This is a genomic window from Pseudomonas monteilii NBRC 103158 = DSM 14164 (assembly GCF_000730605.1).
GTDB classification, from domain to species: Bacteria; Pseudomonadota; Gammaproteobacteria; order Pseudomonadales; family Pseudomonadaceae; genus Aquipseudomonas; species Aquipseudomonas monteilii.
Genome location: NZ_BBIS01000059.1, coordinates 1 through 16,432, shown reverse-complemented (window position 1 = coordinate 16,432; position 16,432 = coordinate 1). Strand labels below are relative to the sequence as shown.

The window sequence follows — 16,432 nt, the reverse complement described above, 5'->3', positions numbered from 1 at the left end:
GTACCATTTTCGCAACATCCGGCTGGAAGTTTATTCCTGATTCGAAGCCCCGACGCTATCCAGCCACGCACGTTTCAGATTAGATTCTCGTTTTGCCCTGCGCTCCCTAAAGAAGCGCGCCAAAATGTGACAGGAGGAAACCCACATGACGATTGAGCGAGACCTCACGCAGATACTGAAGGCAAGAGCCGCAGGTGCATTCCTCTTCATCGGTTCAGGATTTTCCCGCAGATACATTGGGCTGGAAAACTGGGAGGGGCTACTCTCCCGCTTCTGTCTCATGGATAAACCGTATGAATACTATCGCGGAAGTGCTGACGGCCTTACTCCCGCCGCCGCAAAGCTTCTCGCAAACGAATTTCACTCATACTGGTGGTCAGCTCCTGAGTTCGCCGAAAGCGTTCAGATCAATAAAAATGAGATAAGAGATAGCAGCTCAGCTCTGCGCATTGAAATATGCAATTACTTGGCCAACCTAGATTCTGCGACAGCACTTACCGACGGGTATCGTGAAGAAGTAGAACTACTTTCAAGCCTAAATGTCGACGGAATTATCACCACAAATTGGGATCTTTTCCTAGAGGGTCTATTTCCTGATTATAAGGTATTCATCGGACAGAACGAGCTTTTGTTCTCTAACCCGCAAGAAATATGCGAAATATATAAAATTCACGGTTGCGCAACCGAGCCTCAATCGCTAGTACTCACCTCTGATGACTACACTACATTCAACGAACGAAATGCATATTTAGCCGCCAAGCTCATCACCGTCTTCGTCGAGCATCCAGTAATATTCTTAGGATACTCTCTTACTGACACTAACATTACAGGCTTACTACGAGCAATTTCATTGTGTATAGGTCAGGACCAAATTGAACAACTGCGCAAAAATCTAATTTTTGTTCAGCGCCCCAAAAATGGTGAAGATCCTGGCATATCTGATACATACCTAACAATTGACAAGGTTCAAATCCCTCTCGTCCTTATTAAGACTAATGATTTCACAGAAATTTATAAAGCGCTTGCTGCGACCAGAAGAAAAATTCCCGCCCGTGTTCTCCGATACTGCAAAGAGCAAATGTACGAACTAGTGCGATCGCTGGAACCAGAAAAAAAACTGTGCGTAGTCGGTATTGATGAAATAGAAAACAAAGAGGACGTTGAATTCCTAGTAGGCGTCAGCCTCGCCACAACTGAAGCCCCAGAGATTGCCAAAGTAGGGTATGACGCTATTGAGGTGCGAGACTTGATTCATGACGCCCTCCACCAAAATCGCAATTACGACCCCACTCGCATTTTGCAATCGGCGATACCACGCGCTGGAAGAGGCACTCCGTATGTTCCAGTATTCAAGTATTTAAACGAAATCGGAATACATGACGAAGAGTCATACAAAAAAAGCGGATTCAATTTGGATAAATGGGCTAAATATAACCCTGAAAACTTAAGACTCAAGACCTACAAATCGGGATTTGCTAAGCGCCAAGATCAGTCGATGGAAGAAATTATAAGAAGTTGCCCGCCTGAAGTCGCTGCTGCAATTATACCATTCCTTCAAACTGAAAAAATTGACCTCGACCTCCTTCACGGCTTTCTCATAACAAATGAGGACAAGCTAGAAAACAATAATTACGCGTCATATTTTAAGAAGTTAGTTTCCTTGTATGATCGCCTTAAATGGGTCTGGTAGCGGGCCTGCTTTGAATCCTCAGGCCTTTCAAAAGTTAATGAGCCGTTCGACGCAAGTGATGCGCGAAAAGGGGGCGGATTTATTTTCCTTAGTCAGGGATTTCAGAGACTGGACGAAGAGTAGCAGTTAGTCTAATTTGCAGACTTTTTTAGCGAGCAAACCAGCTATCTGTGGATTGCGCGGAAGAAACTAAAGGGCTTTGGCCTAGCGTAGTCGTGGATGGCACGGGCTGCGCCCGTGTTCGAGGGTTAACCCGCACCTACACGGAACGCACCAGCTTGTAGAAATTGAGCAAGACAATTACTCCTACAAGAGTTGGGATGGTATTGGCTTGAGTAAAAAGTGCGTTCGCCCCATGTTCTGAAGCTGCATAGCGCGATCATTTTAATGATGAGTTCAAGAACTTGGCAAGCAAGCTAGCTCGAATAGACGGTGCATTATACTGGCTGAGTACTTTCCGCCTACTGAGCCATAATAGTGGCAGCGGAGACTATTGAAAAGCTAGAGCAAGGTCTCCGGAAGCATTTTAAGGCGTCATGAACTTCGACAGTCGACCGAATTCTGCCATTGTGGAGGCAATGGTATTGCTCATTTATCCAGGACAAAGCGATGCCTAACCACCTCAAGTATTGAAGTTTAACAAAACGCGAAAAATCTTGATAACGGCGCAAGATCTAGTTATTTAGCGGAATGAATGCAGGCGATGTCGTGACTCAAATGAAACTGGATCATACGCTAATCTTGCTCGCATTCAAACCTAGAGCTGAAACCTCGGGAAAATTCTATGCCAAAGTTCAACCTCCGGCACTAGGCCTACTCTTAATTTTCGAAATAGCTACCCGTTTAAAACGAGACGAAAGGCGCCGCAACCTTTTGTACATAAACAATGAGTACACGAACATTATTAGGCAACCGATAGAAACTGGTACTCTAATATCAGTAGGTGCATAGAAAAAAACACTAATCGCACCTGCCAACGAATTTAGAGCAGCACCTCGCGCAATTCGGTCCCTACTTACATATGCCTCCATCGTTCTAACAGTGTCAGGAATTGATTGAGAAAGAATTTCGGCGCCTCGCTCATACGAGTCTTGCTTCGGTTTTCCTGCAAAAAAATTGTATGCACTCACAAAAAACTTTCGAAACCAAGAATATAATTTACTAGCACCTTCAAAACTAGAATCCAAAGACTTCGCGCGCCTAATCAGAAATGATGACGTAGTGTCAACGTATATCCCCAACACATAGGCAACGGGGAAGTAAATTACGACAAATATTTCTTTATAATCATTTATCTTATTAAGGGGAAGCGGAACAAAATTATTGATTACCAACGCGACCCAAACCGAAGCAACAATTCCGGAAATCAGGTATTCTATAAGAGCTACTGCAAACTGCATAATTCCTCCTTGGAGAATTCATAGAACAGGAAACCGCAAAGAGCTTCACGAAAAACCCACATTGGAATACTCAGGAAATTCGATAACAACCAACAGCTTACTGGCACTATTCTTGCGATGACTCAACCCCATATAAACAACGATAACCAGACATCTTCAAGATATAATCAGCCTGTAACTCCGCCTCTACTCCCCTGATATTCTACGATATTTGACAGCTCTTTCGGATAACGATCTTTAAGCTCTAAAAGTTTTCCATAGAATTTATCCTCCAGCACATTAGGAAACATATACTCTGGCATCCTAAGCCCTTCATAATCAAAGTCTTTATCTAGCTTAATCACGAAATCCAGGTCAGTCACTGCGATATTTCGCTCATGAGACCCAAATAGAGGAAGCCCGCAACTCTGCCTTAACACTCGTTGCGGCTTATATGTTCTGAAGAGATCAAACTCAGAAATCAGATACTCGGCGCTTTTCACCAAAGGATCTCTAAAACAGAATCCGTATATCACTCCCTTGTGCTCACCCTTCTTTATCTTCTCATAATAGGCAACACCAGAAGAATTACGCTTCATTTTATATGTAGCAAAGAAAATTGCAGTCTCGATATCGAATGATATATCCAACCCGGAAGTCTGAGTCGCATAGTGCTGTTCAACGCGAATCATATCGTATGCATGCGAGCTATCCAAGTAAACTTCAGCATTATTAGGTTCTAGCTCATGAAGGAAGTAAGCCAGGGTACGTTGCTCGCTAGGCACATCATAAAATGTATAGTACTCACCTTTTTGCCTGAACAGCCCTGGAAATATGGATAACTCTTCACCTCGCTCATTAGCCCGAACAGGGCTCGGAACCTTTCGCTTATAATAATACTGAGATGTTTGACCTCGGAAGGACAAAATCCCATCACGCATGTACCTTTGTCGTCGAGCATCAAGCAGTACGCCTTTTATATCATCTATATTTTTTGCGACATACTCTACAAACCCAGGGAGCTTTTGAAATTCATGTTTCCCTTTGACATACTCAACAAATTCATGAATACCAAAGCAGCTTGAGAACATCTTATTCCCATACATCTGATCGCTTATAGTTCCAGGAACCATTCCAAGCGTATACCCAGACTCCAATACGTCAACAATCTTCTCATCACAAACACCACGAGCTTCTAAAAGCCCTCTAAACCTTTCATCTCTTTTATTCAATTTTAGCTGCTTCCTTTCCACGATTTCTCACAAAACTCACCCGGCAAAACATAACACACAAAACTTCGACACACCAGAAATCTACAACCCTTAGAGGCATTCAACAAACTGGAACTAGATTATTACCCAACTTCACCATCACTTCCCATTACCAAAAAATATCCCTAGCGTTCTGCTGACTGATTAAGCCACTCGCAAAGTATCATGCCGGGGTATTTTCCGACTTTTAAATACAGCATAGAGAACTGAGTTTAATCACCCTAAAAAGCACAAAATCTTCAACTAGCAATTAAATACCCATGCCTTTTTATCGACTTGCGAGCAGATGTACGGTTAGCAAATATTAATACTTAGCTTCCTCACTTCGCCCGGCAAGACAATGTTCCAAAAATCAAGCTAAATGTTTTCGCTGCCAGGCACTGGGGGTGACCCGCTGCTAGCGCTCGGCGATTTCAGCTTGGATGGTCTTCACTTGCCGCAAATGGCGTTTCCGTGTCGAGTACGAACCCGTCAGCGCGCCAGCCAAGAATAACTCCAGATCCAATGACTTACTTGTGTCCGACCCCCAACGTAAACAGCGACCACGTCGATTCGACCATGCCCCAGTTTACAGCCGATTTGGCTTCGGGCCTCAAGATCAAGGTGCCTATTTACCCGGCGACATTGGCCGCCGTTGATGGGCGCACGGTGTTGGATGATTTGCTCATAACCCTCACATTCGTACGCCACTCGTAGCTCATGGAAGCCTTTAAGGTTGTGGGCATGGAGGATTTCCCGCGCAGGGCGAATGATTTCTTGCAGAAGACTCAGGTAGCTTTCGTGTGGCGCAATCAGGTTGCGGCTACCCACAGGCGACACCTGCCTTGCAAGCCCAAGTGCTCCTCGAACATGGTCGTCCACCCCAATCCAACGTGGCGCTAAGGCCCCGGAGCGGCCGCCCTTGGTGCCATCCTGAATGTTAATCTTGCCGAGTTCGTTACCCTCTCTGCTTAGCCGTGGCAGATCAGCCAAGACGGCCTCACGCAAGCGCATTCCGGTAGCTCGGGCCAACAGAACGATCGCTGCGGCCCGCCTCTGATCACGGCTGCATAGCGTATCGACGATCTGCCTAACCTGTTCGCGGTCTTGGCCCTGGGGCACCAAGTGCCGAACCCCGTTGCGCTGCATACCCAACACCTTGCTCGGACTGGGCAATTTCACGTGCTGATCACCGAAGCGCCGCCATGGTACTGATCACGCTGGACAGCCGATTTTGTGCGGTGCTGACGGCGAGATCACCGCGCCCAACCATATCGCGTAGGTACGCCGCATAGTCGGCCAACACCTTTCGATCAATGTGCCGCGCATCATTGATACCGGGCCCTTGTTCGGAGCGGCACCACTTCACGAATGCCTGCCACCGACCACAGTGCGCTTTGACCGTGCCGTAGTGGCCGCCGCCGAACATGTCTTTAAGCGCCTGCAGTCCTGCGTAGCTCAATTACCTGCCGTAACCGAAATTACGACCTTCGCGTCTACCTACCAATGCCATATCGATCACCTCATCTTCCAATCTCCAATCCTCGCCCCACGTCATCCCGCCAAGAATGCTGAGTGTTATCAGGGATCAAGGCCCCTGCGACCTGTGGGGACGTCCTCTAACGCGGGACTGGCGGCTCCTTACGTCCGGGAGCCAGGGCATCTCATGATCTGGCCTCCTGAACACCGTTACCGGTGGGCGGGTGGAGGCAGCACTGGCTGACGAGACCAGCGCCTGAAGATCCTGAGCCAGGTGCAAGCAGCAATGCGATGACCGGGGCATGCCTGACTGTCAGTCAGGTGCAGTCCATTCCTTGATCTGCAGCACCATCATCTACAAGGCTGTTGCTGGTGACATCGGCGTTTGTCACGCCGATTGTCACGAGGGGGAAAGCCGCAAAGCCATGTGCGATCAGGGCTGCAGCAGTGGTAGAAGTGCCCGTCTCTTTCCATAAGAAAGAGACGGGCACAGGTTGGCGCAATATTCAGCCAAGCGGATAGGTTGCTGCAGGACAGCGAGGTACGGTGTATCTGGCGCACGAGCGCTATATGTGTAAGAGCATCCATCACATGGGTAGTGACCGGGCGAGCTGCCGGATGCGAATCGCCCTTGGGAAGAACCACCGCGGGAGCGGCGTGACCTTGAAGGCTCGGGTCACCTGGGGTGCTGTCATCGACAGCGCTTGCATGGCCAGTTCTACGCCTGTGGATAAACCCGGTCAAGGGCCGAAACTCAGTGCTCTTGGGGACGTGAAAAGCGGTTATCCACCGGTGGTATTCCGTGGTAACTCCCGGACAATGTCGTGGCTTTTAGCTTTTCAAAGTGAGGTCCATCCAAACAGGGCTGCTTTGCAGTCCTGTTTGGATGGACCCGCGTGAGAGAGCAGCCAGCGCTGATCTTGCAGGCTCACCCGCGATTGAATGCGCCATGGCCATTTGGCAAGGCGGTGACGTTGTCGCCTACCGGATGGGCAAACTCATGCGGGGTGACATGGCCCGATCTGTTGGCATCGATGTAGTTACTCCACCACGCCATGATCAACCGACGCTGCTCCAGAAACTGGGCCTTGTGGATGTAAGCGGCGCGCACGCGGTTACGCTCTTGATGGCTCATCTGCCGCTCAATCGCCGCGTCCGTCCACAGCCCTGATTCGAGCAAGGCACTACAAGCCATGGTCCTGAAACCATGGCCGCACACGTCCTTGGTGGTGTCGTACCCCATATTGCGCAGCACCTGGTTAACCGTATTCTCCGATAAGGGTTTCCAGTACCTGTGGTCACCGGGCAACACCAGTTCAGAGAACCGATTCAAGCTGCGTAGCCGCTCAAGGATTTCGATGACTTGAGGCGACAGCGGCACTATCTGAATGTCTCCACTCATCTTGGTCCCGCGTGTGGAATAGCGGACGCCTTCAATTGGCTTACGGGTATCGGGGATCTCCCACATCGCCCGTTGTAGGTCGAATTCATCCCATCGTGCAAAGCGCAGTTCGCTGGAGCGCACGAACACATGCAGCGTCAGTAGCACTGCGAGCCGGGTCAGTTCGCGACCGGTGTAGTTGTCTATTCGGCTCAACAATTCAGGAAGGCGGTTTAGCGAGAGAGCTGGACGGTGCACAGTTCGCGGCGCTTGAATCGAGCCGGCCAGATCGAGTGCCGGATTTTGAGTGATCTGTCGCGCTCGCTTAGCGCCCCGCATGATAGTAGATAAGTAGTTCTGCACACGCAGCGCAACATCCATCGTGCCGCGATCTTTGACTCGCTGGGTGACCTCAAGGAGATCGTGGGTGTCGAGTTCAGCGATAGGCCGCTGGCCGATCAGTGGAAATACATGGGTGCGCAACCTGCTCAGCACTGTCTTCGCGTGGCCCTCTGTCCAGCGTCGGGACATTTCGACATGCCACTCCAGAGCGACGGTTTCAAATAGAAGACTCGCCCGCTGAGCGGCGATCTTGGCCTTCTGCTTTTCTTCCATCGGATCAAGGTTGTCGAGCAACAGAGCTTTAGCCTCATCTCGCTTGGTCCTCGCGACGGCCAACGAAACGATGGGGTATTTACCGATGATCAGCGTGCCCTCCTTGCCGTTGGGTTTGAAATACCGCAGCCGCCAAGTCTTCGAGCCACTGGGTGCGACGTACAGGTACATGCCCCCGCCGTCGAACAGTTTGTAGGCGCGATCACGCGGTTTGGCCGTTCGGCATTTGAGGTCGCTGAGCGGAGTGGCTAGGCGTGGCATAGGGGTACGTTCTCCATTCAGGAAAGACGCTGTACCCCAAAAATACCCCCGGTTATTGGGGATTTTGTTGGTTCCCGACGGAGGGTCGTGGAAATGAAAAACCGGCCAAAAGGCCGGTTTAGAGGGCTTCCAAAGCATTCCGTGGAATGCAGTGGAGCTGGATGTGGTGCCGGAGACAGGAATCGAACCTGCGACCTTCGCGTTACGAGTGCGCTGCTCTACCGACTGAGCTACACCGGCGTGTAGCGCAACGTACCACTGCTCACACCCGCAACGCAAACCCCTGTTTCCGCTAGTTTAATCCCTTACCCTCAAGCCCCCTTGCAACCCTTGGGCGCCAGGTCTTCCTCGATGTCGGTAGTACACACCCACCCACTGGCCGAGCGCGTCAAGGTCAGTGCCTTACCCACCACATTGGCCGGCGCATCCACCAGCGTACATTCAATTTTCCCGCTGCCATCCGCCGCCTTGCCTCCGGCGGTGATCGCACAATGCGTCGTGGCAGATTGGCCACCCAGTTCGGCCACGCCTCCCACGTCTTTCCCGTCATTCAGGCGCAGGTCCATCGCCGTCTTCAGCGCGCTGATTTCCAGCAACCCGGCCGCCGCCTTGGAGCGTGCCTGGTGGTTGGTGTACATCGGTAAGGCGATGGTCGCCAGAATGCCGATGATCGCGACAACGATCATCAGTTCGATCAGGGTGATACCGCGTTGCCCTTTCATGAACGTATTTCCTTTTTCATTCGCTTACACGTTGAGGTCGGTTGCGCCCCAACCGGCAGCGGCGCAGTAGGCCTGAACAGACACCTTTTGTCACCCCTGCCCGCTTGGGCGTCATCTTCGCTGAACTACTCTAGTGAGCATCACGGACGCGCGCCCTTGCATGGACGCGGCAAGCTGTTTCCAGGCTTGTCGCACGGGCAAAAAAAAGGACCTTTGCATGACTTCATCTTCCCCGCTCTACAGCTGGCATGGCACCGACGCCAACGGCACGCCGGTCAGTGGCCAAACACCTGGGCGCAGCCCGGCTTATGTGCGGGCCGGGCTGATTCGCCAGGGCATCATGGTGGCCAGTTTACGGCCGGCAAGCGGGCTGACGGTCAGTTTGCCGAAGCGCCGCGAGAAGGCCGACCCGGCAGGTTTCAGCCGGCAGTTGGCGACCTTGCTCAAGGCGGGTGTGCCGCTTTTGCAGGCGTTCGAGGTGATGGGGCGCAGTGGCTGCAATGCGGCGCAGGCGGCGTTGCTGGAGCGATTGAAACAGGATGTGGCCTCGGGCCTGGGGTTGGCGGATGCGTTGCAGCGCCACCCGGCATGGTTCGATGCGCTGTATTGCAACCTGGTGCGGGTGGGTGAGCAGTCTGGCACGCTCGACCGGCAGCTGGAGCAGCTGGCGGGCATGCTGGAACAGCGGCGGGCGCTGCACAAGAAGGTGCGCAAGGCGATGATCTACCCGCTTCTGTTGTTGCTGACCGGGCTGGGGGTGTCGGCCATTTTGTTGCTAGAGGTTATTCCGAAATTCGAGAGCCTGTTTGCGGGTGTAGGGGCAGCCTTGCCGGCATTTACCCAGTGGGTGATCGACTTGTCCACAGGGCTGAGTCGATTTGCGCCGCTGTTGCTGGTGATCGCTGCGGTGTTAGGTTTTGCCGGGCGCCAAGTGTACCGACAGCATGCGCCAGCGCGCCTGTGGATATCTCGGCAGGTGCTGGGTTTGCCGGTGTTCGGCAAATTGCTGGGGCAGGCGGCGCTGGCGCGGTTTGCGCGTAGCCTGGCAACGTCCTACAGCGCCGGGGTGCCGTTGCTGGATGGGTTGGGTACGGTGGCCCGGGTAACCGGTGGCGATCTGCACGAGCAGGCGGTGTTGCGGCTGCGCCAGGGCATGGCCAATGGGCAGGGGCTGAACCAGGCGATGGCGGGTGATCCGCTGTTTCCACCGTTGCTGGTGCAACTGACGGCCATCGGTGAATCCAGCGGCACGCTGGACCAGATGCTGGAAAAGGCCGCCAGCCATTACGAGGAACAGGTCAGCCAGGCGCTGGACCAGTTGACCAGCCTGCTGGAGCCGGCCATCGTGCTGATCCTGGGCCTGCTGGTCGGTGGCCTGGTGGTGGCGATGTACCTGCCGATCTTCCAGTTGGGTAGCTTGATCTGAACATGACTTTATGGACTTTGCTGGCAGAGCAGCCGGCGTACTTCCTCACCCTGGCCACGCTGCTCGGCCTGTTGGTGGGCAGTTTTCTGAATGTGCTGGTGTATCGGCTGCCGATCATGCTGGAGCGGCAATGGCAGCGTGAGGCACAAGAAGTGTTGGGGTTGCCGGTTACGCAGCACGAACGGTTCGACCTGTGCCTGCCCGCCTCCCGCTGCCCACATTGCGCGCATCAGATTCGCGCGTGGGAGAACATTCCGGTTATCAGTTACCTGGCATTGCGCGGGCATTGCTCAGCCTGCAAAACCCGTATCAGCCCGCGCTACCCGATGGTGGAAATCGCCAGCGCGCTGCTGTCGCTGGTGGTGGCGTGGCGTTTTGGCGCTTCGGTAGAGGCGTTGCTGGCACTGCCACTGACCTGGTGCCTGCTGGCCCTGAGCCTGATCGATGCAGAACACCAATTGCTGCCGGATGTGCTGGTGCTGCCGATGCTGTGGCTGGGGCTGATCGTCAATGCTTTCAACCTGTACGCCCCGCTAACCGACGCGCTGTGGGGCGCGGTGGCCGGGTACCTCAGCCTGTGGACGGTGTACTGGGTGTTCAAGCTGGTCACCGGCAAGGAAGGCATGGGCTATGGCGACTTCAAGCTGATGGCGCTGATCGGGGCCTGGGGTGGCTGGCAGGTGTTGCCGCTGACGTTGTTGCTGTCATCGGTGGTGGGTGCGCTGGTTGGCCTGTGCCTGCTGCGTTTGCGCCGGCATGCCATGGGCACGGCGATGCCGTTCGGGCCTTATCTGGCGATTGCGGGGTGGATTGCCGTGCTCTGGGGTGATGAAATAGTCGCCTCTTACATGCAACTGCTTGGATACTGATGGCCACTGCAGCCTTTACCCCCTGGATTCTCGGCCTTACCGGCGGCATTGGTAGCGGCAAGAGCGCCGCTGCCGAGCGCTTTGTCGAGCTTGGCGTGCACCTGGTCGATGCCGATCAGGCAGCGCGCTGGGTGGTCGAACCCGGCCGTCCGGCCTTGGCCAGCATTGTCGAGCGCTTCGGCCCGGGTGTGCTGCAGGCCGACGGCCAGCTGGATCGCGCCGCCCTGCGCCAGCTGATCTTCGCCGACCCGGCGCAGCGCAAATGGCTGGAGCAACTGCTGCACCCGTTGATCGGGCAAGAGATTTTCAGCTACCTGGCCAAGGCCCAGTCGCCGTATGCGGTATATGTGTCGCCGCTGCTGATCGAGTCGGGGCAATACCATAAGACCCAGCGCGTGCTGGTGATCGATGCGCCGCAGGAACTGCAAATAGCCCGTACCCTGGCACGGGACAACACCAGTGCCGAGCAGGTGCAGGCCATTTTACAGGCCCAACTGGCCCGTGAGGATCGCCTGCGCCATGCCGATGACGTGGTGGTCAATGACGGCGACCTGGCCGCGCTGCATCAGCAGATTGACCGCCTGCACCACTTTTACCTGACTTTGAAAGGAGGCCAGCCATGAGCCAGCCATTGACCGTCGACTGCCCGACCTGTGGCGCACCTGTGGAATGGAACGAGAAAAGCGCGTTCCGGCCGTTTTGCTCGGACCGTTGCAAGCTGATCGACCTGGGGGCCTGGGCGGCTGAGGAACACAAGATTCCGGGGGCTGAAGAATCTGAGGATGAGCTGTATTCGGGGGACCTGGAGCCTCGGCACTAAGCGGATTTCAAGGTGGCTGTGCCCGCGAAGAGGCCGGCACGGCCACCACACATTCACCGCTCATCCTCCTTCCAGGGCGCCTGCAAATACCTTGTGCGGTTAAAGGTTTCCAACCACTCCGGGCAAAACACCACCAGCGCACTGATCACCATGCCGTTGATGAACGCCTCGGGGAACATCATCAGCCACAGGTAGCCCACAAAGTCGCTGAGCCATTCCGGCATGGCAAAACGCCCATCCAGCCACAACACCCCTAGCGCCGCAGGCACGCAAACAAGCACAGTCAGCGCCGCAGGAAAGAACCCTGAACAAAAAATATAAACGAACAGGTTTCGCGGCTGAGCGCGCTCGACCACGATCGCGCACACTTCGGTAATCAGCACCGGCAAGCCAATCAGCAACAAGCCGTTCACCCCCAGCGCCGCCAAATCCTGCCGCCCCAGCGCCAGCAAACCGAGCTGAGCCATGAACCCACCCAGCACCGCCAGCGGCCAGTCCAGCAACAGGGTAACAGCCGTCATGCCGATGAAGTGGTACGACACCCCGGTATCGAAATCACGCCTCACCAGCCACAACGCAAACAGACAAAACACGGTGCCAAACAACAGATGCTGCCGGCGCCGGTCGGTGAACAGTTCAACCCAGCGCACCCGGCTGACCGCCCACACCAGCAACGGCACATAACCCAGCCAGCCAAGGGTAAGGGTGGTACCGGACAACACCTGCGCGCTGATCACCTGAACAATGCCCTTTGCAGCCATGTGGATAAACCCGAGTCTACACCCATTCTCCGTTTCATTCGGCTGCGGTAGGCTGGCGCCCTCATTCGATGCGGGAAGCATTGGCCATGCCGGAAGGAATCAACCCTACCCTGCTGCTGGCAGCGGCACTCAACGCCATCATTGGCCTACTTCACCTGGCGGTGATCGCCGTTGGGCCACGCTGGTACCGTTTGTTCGGGGCGGGTGAACGTATGGCGGTGGCCGCCGAGAAGGGCCGCTGGTACCCGGCACTTGTCACTGCCGCCATCGCCTGCGTGCTGCTGGCCTGGTCGGCCTATGCGCTGTCGGCTGCCGGGGCAATCGGGCGGCTGCCGTTGCTGCTGCCAGCCATCTGCCTCATCACCCTGGTGTACCTGCTGCGCGGCCTGCTGGGGCCCAGATTGCTGGCGGGCACCGGGCGTTCGCAGCGTTTTATCGTAGTCAGTTCACTGATCTGCCTGGGCTTCGGCCTGGTGCACCTGGTCGGGCTGGTGCAGCAGTGGCCAGTGCTGGGCTGATTCCCGCGCTTAAACAGCATCTTACCGTCATCGATTAACGGCTAAGCTTGTCTGCATGGATGACTCAGACTACCTGCGCCTGCTTACCATCCAGGCCGAACAAGCCAATGCCTTTCTCTCCAACGCCCGCAAGTGGGAGCGGGAGCGTTGGGTGTGCCAGCGTCTGTTGCAGGGGCTGAACATCCCCTACCGCAGCGAAGACTTCACCCCGGCCGGCCAAGAGCCGCCAGACGTACTGTTCCGCGATGCGGCGTTCGAGGTGTTTTTCGTGCTCGACGAAGGCCGCCGGCTGAACGATGAATGGCGCGAAGAGCTGCAACGCCGGCGCAGTGCGTTTTCCCTGGCGCAGCTGGTGCGCCGCGAAGCGCGCCCCCGGCGCATCAGTGCCACCGAGTTGCTGGGGCGCCTGGCGCCGACCTTGCGCAAGAAGGCGCACAACTATCGGGAACGCGGGCTGGAGCTGAACGAGCTGGACATCATCGCCTTCGCCAGCCTCAAGCGCGAAGTGCTCGACCTCAACACCCACTTCCCGCCGCCTACCGAATACCTGCGCCAGGGCTGGCGCTCACTGTCGCTGGTGGGGCCGACCTTTGCCCGGGTGCTGTTCGCCCACCCAGACGCGCCAGACTTCTTGCGCGGTAACCTGGGCCGCAGCATCGTGTTCGACGTGGGCATCAGTCTTTGATCCAGTGCAGCGAATGTTTGCGATGGCGTACACTCGGCGCCAGGGATAGAAAGCATTATCATTTGTTTCAAGCGCTTGCGCGAACGCTGTAGCGTTTGCGCAGTCACAAACGTCTACCTGACGAGGCCCACCATGACCAGCCGCCTGAATCCGGAAGATCAGCGTCGTGTCGATGAGTATCTGCGAGCCCCCCAGCACCAAGTCGAGCGCAGGCCCTTCCGGCCGTGGCTGCTCCTTGTGCTGGTGGTGGCCGTGACCATCGGGTTGGGTCTCATCAGCCGCCTGCTGAGTGGACTGGTGCTATGAGCTGCTTCGCGCTCGCCCTCCCCTCGTGCAGTTTGCGGCCGGCCCCCTGGGCCACGAATTCCGTAAACCTTATGAGATATCCCCATGACTCATCGCATCGTGATTGTCGGCGGCGGCGCCGGCGGCCTGGAACTGGCGACCCGCCTGGGTAAAAGCCTAGGCAAGCGCAAGCAGGCCGAAATTACCTTGGTCGACGCCAACCTCACGCACATCTGGAAACCACTGCTGCACGAAGTGGCTGCCGGCTCGCTGAACTCCTCGGAAGACGAACTGAACTACGTGGCCCAGGCCAAGTGGAACCACTTCAACTTCCAACTGGGGCGCATGAGCGGCCTGGACCGTGAAGGCAAACAGATTCAACTGGCCGCTACCCTCGACGAAGAGGGCCGCGAGCTACTGCCTGCGCGTACCCTGGGCTACGACACCCTGGTCATTGCCGTGGGTTCCAACACCAACGACTTCGGCACCCTGGGCGCGGCGCAGCACTGCCTGTTCCTGGACACCCGCAAGCAGGCCGAGCGCTTCCACCAACAGTTGCTCAACCACTACCTGCGCGCCCATGCCGGTGATGTGGCCAGTGAAAAAATCAGCGTCGCCATCGTCGGCGCGGGTGCTACTGGTGTGGAACTGGCGGCCGAGCTGCACCACGCCGCACACGAACTGGCAGCCTATGGCCTGGACCGCATCCAGCCCAAGGATATGCACATCACCCTCATCGAGGCAGGCCCTCGCGTGCTGCCAGCGCTGCCAGAGCGCATCAGCGTGCCGGTGCACAAGACCCTGGAAAAACTCGGCGTGAAGGTGATGACCAACGCTGCCGTCAGTGAAGTGACCGAAGACGGCCTGAAAACCAAGGACGGCGAAGTGATCCAGGCCAGCTTGAAGGTGTGGGCGGCCGGTATCCGTGCGCCGGGCTTCCTGAAAGACATCGATGGCCTGGAAACCAACCGCATCAACCAGCTGGTCGTGCGCCCTACCCTGCAAACCACCCGCGACGACAACATCTTCGCCTTCGGCGACTGCGCCGCTTGCCCGCAACCAGGCAGCGACCGCAATGTGCCGCCACGGGCCCAAGCCGCGCACCAGCAGGCTTCGATGCTGGCGCAAAGCCTTAAGGCGCGTCTGGAGAACAAGCCGCTGCCGACTTACGCGTACAAGGACTACGGCTCGCTGGTGTCGCTGTCGCGCTTCTCGGCGGTGGGCAACCTGATGGGCAACCTGATGGGCAGCGTGAAGCTGGAAGGCTGGCTGGCGCGGATGTTCTACGTGTCGCTGTACCGCATGCACCAGATGGCGTTGTACGGGTTCTTCCGTACGGCGTTGATGATGCTGGGCAGCAAGATTGGCCGGGGAACCGAGCCGCGGCTGAAGCTGCACTGATTGAAAGCCAAGGGTCGCTGATGCGGCCCTTCTTTTTGCTCGTTTACCAGCTGTTGGCCAAGCATTTTCGCCAGGCAAAAGAAAAAGGGCATCTCTTTCGAGATGCCCTTTGTTCATGGTGGGTCGTGTAGGATTCGAACCTACGACCAATTGGTTAAAAGCCAACTGCTCTACCAACTGAGCTAACGACCCAAAAATGGTCGGGGTGAGGGGATTCGAACTCCTGACATCCTGCTCCCAAAGCAGGCGCGCTACCGGACTGCGCTACACCCCGGGTCTTTCAAAAAAAAGGGCATCTCTTTGAGATGCCCTTCTTTACATGGTGGGTCGTGTAGGATTCGAACCTACGACCAATTGGTTAAAAGCCAACTGCTCTACCAACTGAGCTAACGACCCGGAAAATGGTCGGGGTGAGGGGATTCGAACTCCTGACATCCTGCTCCCAAAGCAGGCGCGCTACCGGACTGCGCTACACCCCGAGATTGGCTCCGCGACCTGGACTCGAACCAGGGACCCAATGATTAACAGTCATTTGCTCTACCGACTGAGCTATCGCGGAACTGAACTTCGGTACAACTTACCGATTTGCTACTCCGAAGACTGTGTTCGCCTCGAACTCTTTGGCTTCTTCGCTTTCGCGTTGTCGCTGCTGAGGCCGGCTATTCTACATTCTTCGTTTTGCTTGTCAACCACTTTTTTTCAGTCAACTTACTGATTTGTAAGTTGTTTTGCGGTCACCGATGTTGCTGGTGATTCGCTTAGTGCCTGACAACGCGGCGTATATTAGGGGCACTCGGAAATTGATGCAAGCAAAAATTTCAAAAATTTCAGCAGGTTATCCAAAATATCCGCGAAACCCCGATTTTACTGGGGCCGGTATAGGTTAGCGG

At 55.3% G+C, this 16,432-nt stretch carries 14 protein-coding genes, 6 tRNA genes and 1 pseudogene; 9 read left to right on the top strand and 12 right to left on the bottom strand.

Annotated features, from left to right (window positions below; all coding sequences use genetic code 11):
- Positions 1-145: 145 nt before the first annotated feature.
- On the top strand, positions 146-1,690 hold the full coding sequence (locus PM2_RS25885) for an SIR2 family protein (RefSeq protein WP_028699907.1): 1,545 nt from the start codon (positions 146-148) through the stop codon (positions 1,688-1,690).
- Between the two features lie 794 nt (positions 1,691-2,484).
- Here PM2_RS25885 and PM2_RS30870 read toward each other — a convergent pair.
- The 6 genes and pseudogenes from PM2_RS30870 to PM2_RS25860 all read right to left on the bottom strand — a co-directional run bounded on the left by PM2_RS30870 (position 2,485) and on the right by PM2_RS25860 (position 8,777).
- Positions 2,485-3,090: a hypothetical protein gene (locus PM2_RS30870; RefSeq protein WP_141745110.1), complete on the bottom strand. Its 606-nt coding sequence runs from the start codon at positions 3,088-3,090 to the stop codon at positions 2,485-2,487.
- Between the two features lie 167 nt (positions 3,091-3,257).
- A complete protein-coding gene (locus PM2_RS30865; RefSeq protein ID WP_154670343.1) occupies positions 3,258-4,301 on the bottom strand; it encodes an FRG domain-containing protein in 1,044 nt (347 codons plus the stop codon).
- Between the two features lie 510 nt (positions 4,302-4,811).
- A pseudogene (locus PM2_RS25875) lies at positions 4,812-5,781 on the bottom strand (integrase domain-containing protein).
- A gap of 945 nt (positions 5,782-6,726) precedes the next feature.
- A complete protein-coding gene (locus PM2_RS25870; RefSeq protein WP_028699904.1) occupies positions 6,727-8,055 on the bottom strand; it encodes a tyrosine-type recombinase/integrase in 1,329 nt (442 codons plus the stop codon).
- Between the two features lie 164 nt (positions 8,056-8,219).
- A tRNA-Thr gene (locus tag PM2_RS25865) sits at positions 8,220-8,295 on the bottom strand.
- Positions 8,296-8,366: 71 nt separating this feature from the next.
- Positions 8,367-8,777, bottom strand: a complete 411-nt coding sequence (locus PM2_RS25860; RefSeq protein WP_016713383.1) for a pilin — start codon at positions 8,775-8,777, stop codon at positions 8,367-8,369.
- 217 nt (positions 8,778-8,994) lie between these two features.
- Between PM2_RS25860 and PM2_RS25855 the strand changes: the two genes are divergently transcribed.
- From PM2_RS25855 to yacG, 4 genes are read left to right on the top strand one after another with little or no spacing between them, the layout of a single operon-like run.
- Complete coding sequence (locus PM2_RS25855; RefSeq protein WP_028699903.1) at positions 8,995-10,203, top strand: type II secretion system F family protein; 1,209 nt, start codon at positions 8,995-8,997, stop codon at positions 10,201-10,203.
- A gap of 2 nt (positions 10,204-10,205) precedes the next feature.
- Positions 10,206-11,072 (top strand): prepilin peptidase, encoded by an 867-nt coding sequence (locus tag PM2_RS25850; RefSeq protein WP_016713385.1) that lies wholly within the window; start codon positions 10,206-10,208, stop codon positions 11,070-11,072.
- Positions 11,072-11,695, top strand: a complete 624-nt coding sequence (gene coaE, locus PM2_RS25845) for a dephospho-CoA kinase (protein ID WP_016713386.1) — start codon at positions 11,072-11,074, stop codon at positions 11,693-11,695. The genes PM2_RS25850 and coaE overlap by 1 nt, the downstream gene beginning before the upstream one ends.
- Complete coding sequence (gene yacG, locus PM2_RS25840; protein WP_016484797.1) at positions 11,692-11,892, top strand: DNA gyrase inhibitor YacG; 201 nt, start codon at positions 11,692-11,694, stop codon at positions 11,890-11,892. Before coaE ends, yacG begins: the two co-directional genes overlap by 4 nt.
- Before the next feature lie 53 nt (positions 11,893-11,945).
- Here yacG and PM2_RS25835 read toward each other — a convergent pair whose 3' ends face one another.
- The gene (locus PM2_RS25835; RefSeq protein ID WP_028699902.1) at positions 11,946-12,653 is read right to left on the bottom strand and encodes an energy-coupling factor ABC transporter permease; all 708 of its coding nucleotides are present in this window, start codon (positions 12,651-12,653) and stop codon (positions 11,946-11,948) included.
- An 86-nt stretch (positions 12,654-12,739) separates the two neighbouring features.
- Here PM2_RS25835 and PM2_RS25830 point away from each other — a divergent pair, with 86 nt between their 5' ends.
- The 4 genes from PM2_RS25830 (at position 12,740) to PM2_RS25815 (ending at position 15,542) form a co-directional block, all read left to right on the top strand.
- A complete protein-coding gene (locus PM2_RS25830; protein WP_028699901.1) occupies positions 12,740-13,171 on the top strand; it encodes a hypothetical protein in 432 nt (143 codons plus the stop codon).
- Positions 13,172-13,226: 55 nt separating this feature from the next.
- Entirely contained in the window at positions 13,227-13,856 is a 630-nt protein-coding gene (locus PM2_RS25825; RefSeq protein ID WP_013970766.1) for a DUF1780 domain-containing protein, read from the top strand.
- A 132-nt stretch (positions 13,857-13,988) separates the two neighbouring features.
- Positions 13,989-14,162 carry a DUF3094 family protein gene (locus tag PM2_RS25820; protein WP_013970765.1) on the top strand — a complete coding sequence of 58 codons (174 nt, stop codon included), beginning with the start codon at positions 13,989-13,991 and terminating at the stop codon, positions 14,160-14,162.
- An 84-nt stretch (positions 14,163-14,246) separates the two neighbouring features.
- Complete coding sequence (locus PM2_RS25815; RefSeq protein WP_028699900.1) at positions 14,247-15,542, top strand: NAD(P)/FAD-dependent oxidoreductase; 1,296 nt, start codon at positions 14,247-14,249, stop codon at positions 15,540-15,542.
- A gap of 116 nt (positions 15,543-15,658) precedes the next feature.
- Here PM2_RS25815 and PM2_RS25810 read toward each other — a convergent pair.
- The 5 genes from PM2_RS25810 to PM2_RS25790 all read right to left on the bottom strand — a co-directional run bounded on the left by PM2_RS25810 (position 15,659) and on the right by PM2_RS25790 (position 16,101).
- Positions 15,659-15,734: transfer RNA gene (locus tag PM2_RS25810), tRNA-Lys, on the bottom strand.
- Positions 15,735-15,739: 5 nt separating this feature from the next.
- Positions 15,740-15,816: transfer RNA gene (locus PM2_RS25805), tRNA-Pro, on the bottom strand.
- Positions 15,817-15,862: 46 nt separating this feature from the next.
- Positions 15,863-15,938: transfer RNA gene (locus PM2_RS25800), tRNA-Lys, on the bottom strand.
- A 6-nt stretch (positions 15,939-15,944) separates the two neighbouring features.
- A tRNA-Pro gene (locus PM2_RS25795) sits at positions 15,945-16,021 on the bottom strand.
- A 4-nt stretch (positions 16,022-16,025) separates the two neighbouring features.
- Positions 16,026-16,101, bottom strand: a tRNA-Asn gene (locus PM2_RS25790).
- Positions 16,102-16,432: the final 331 nt, after the last annotated feature.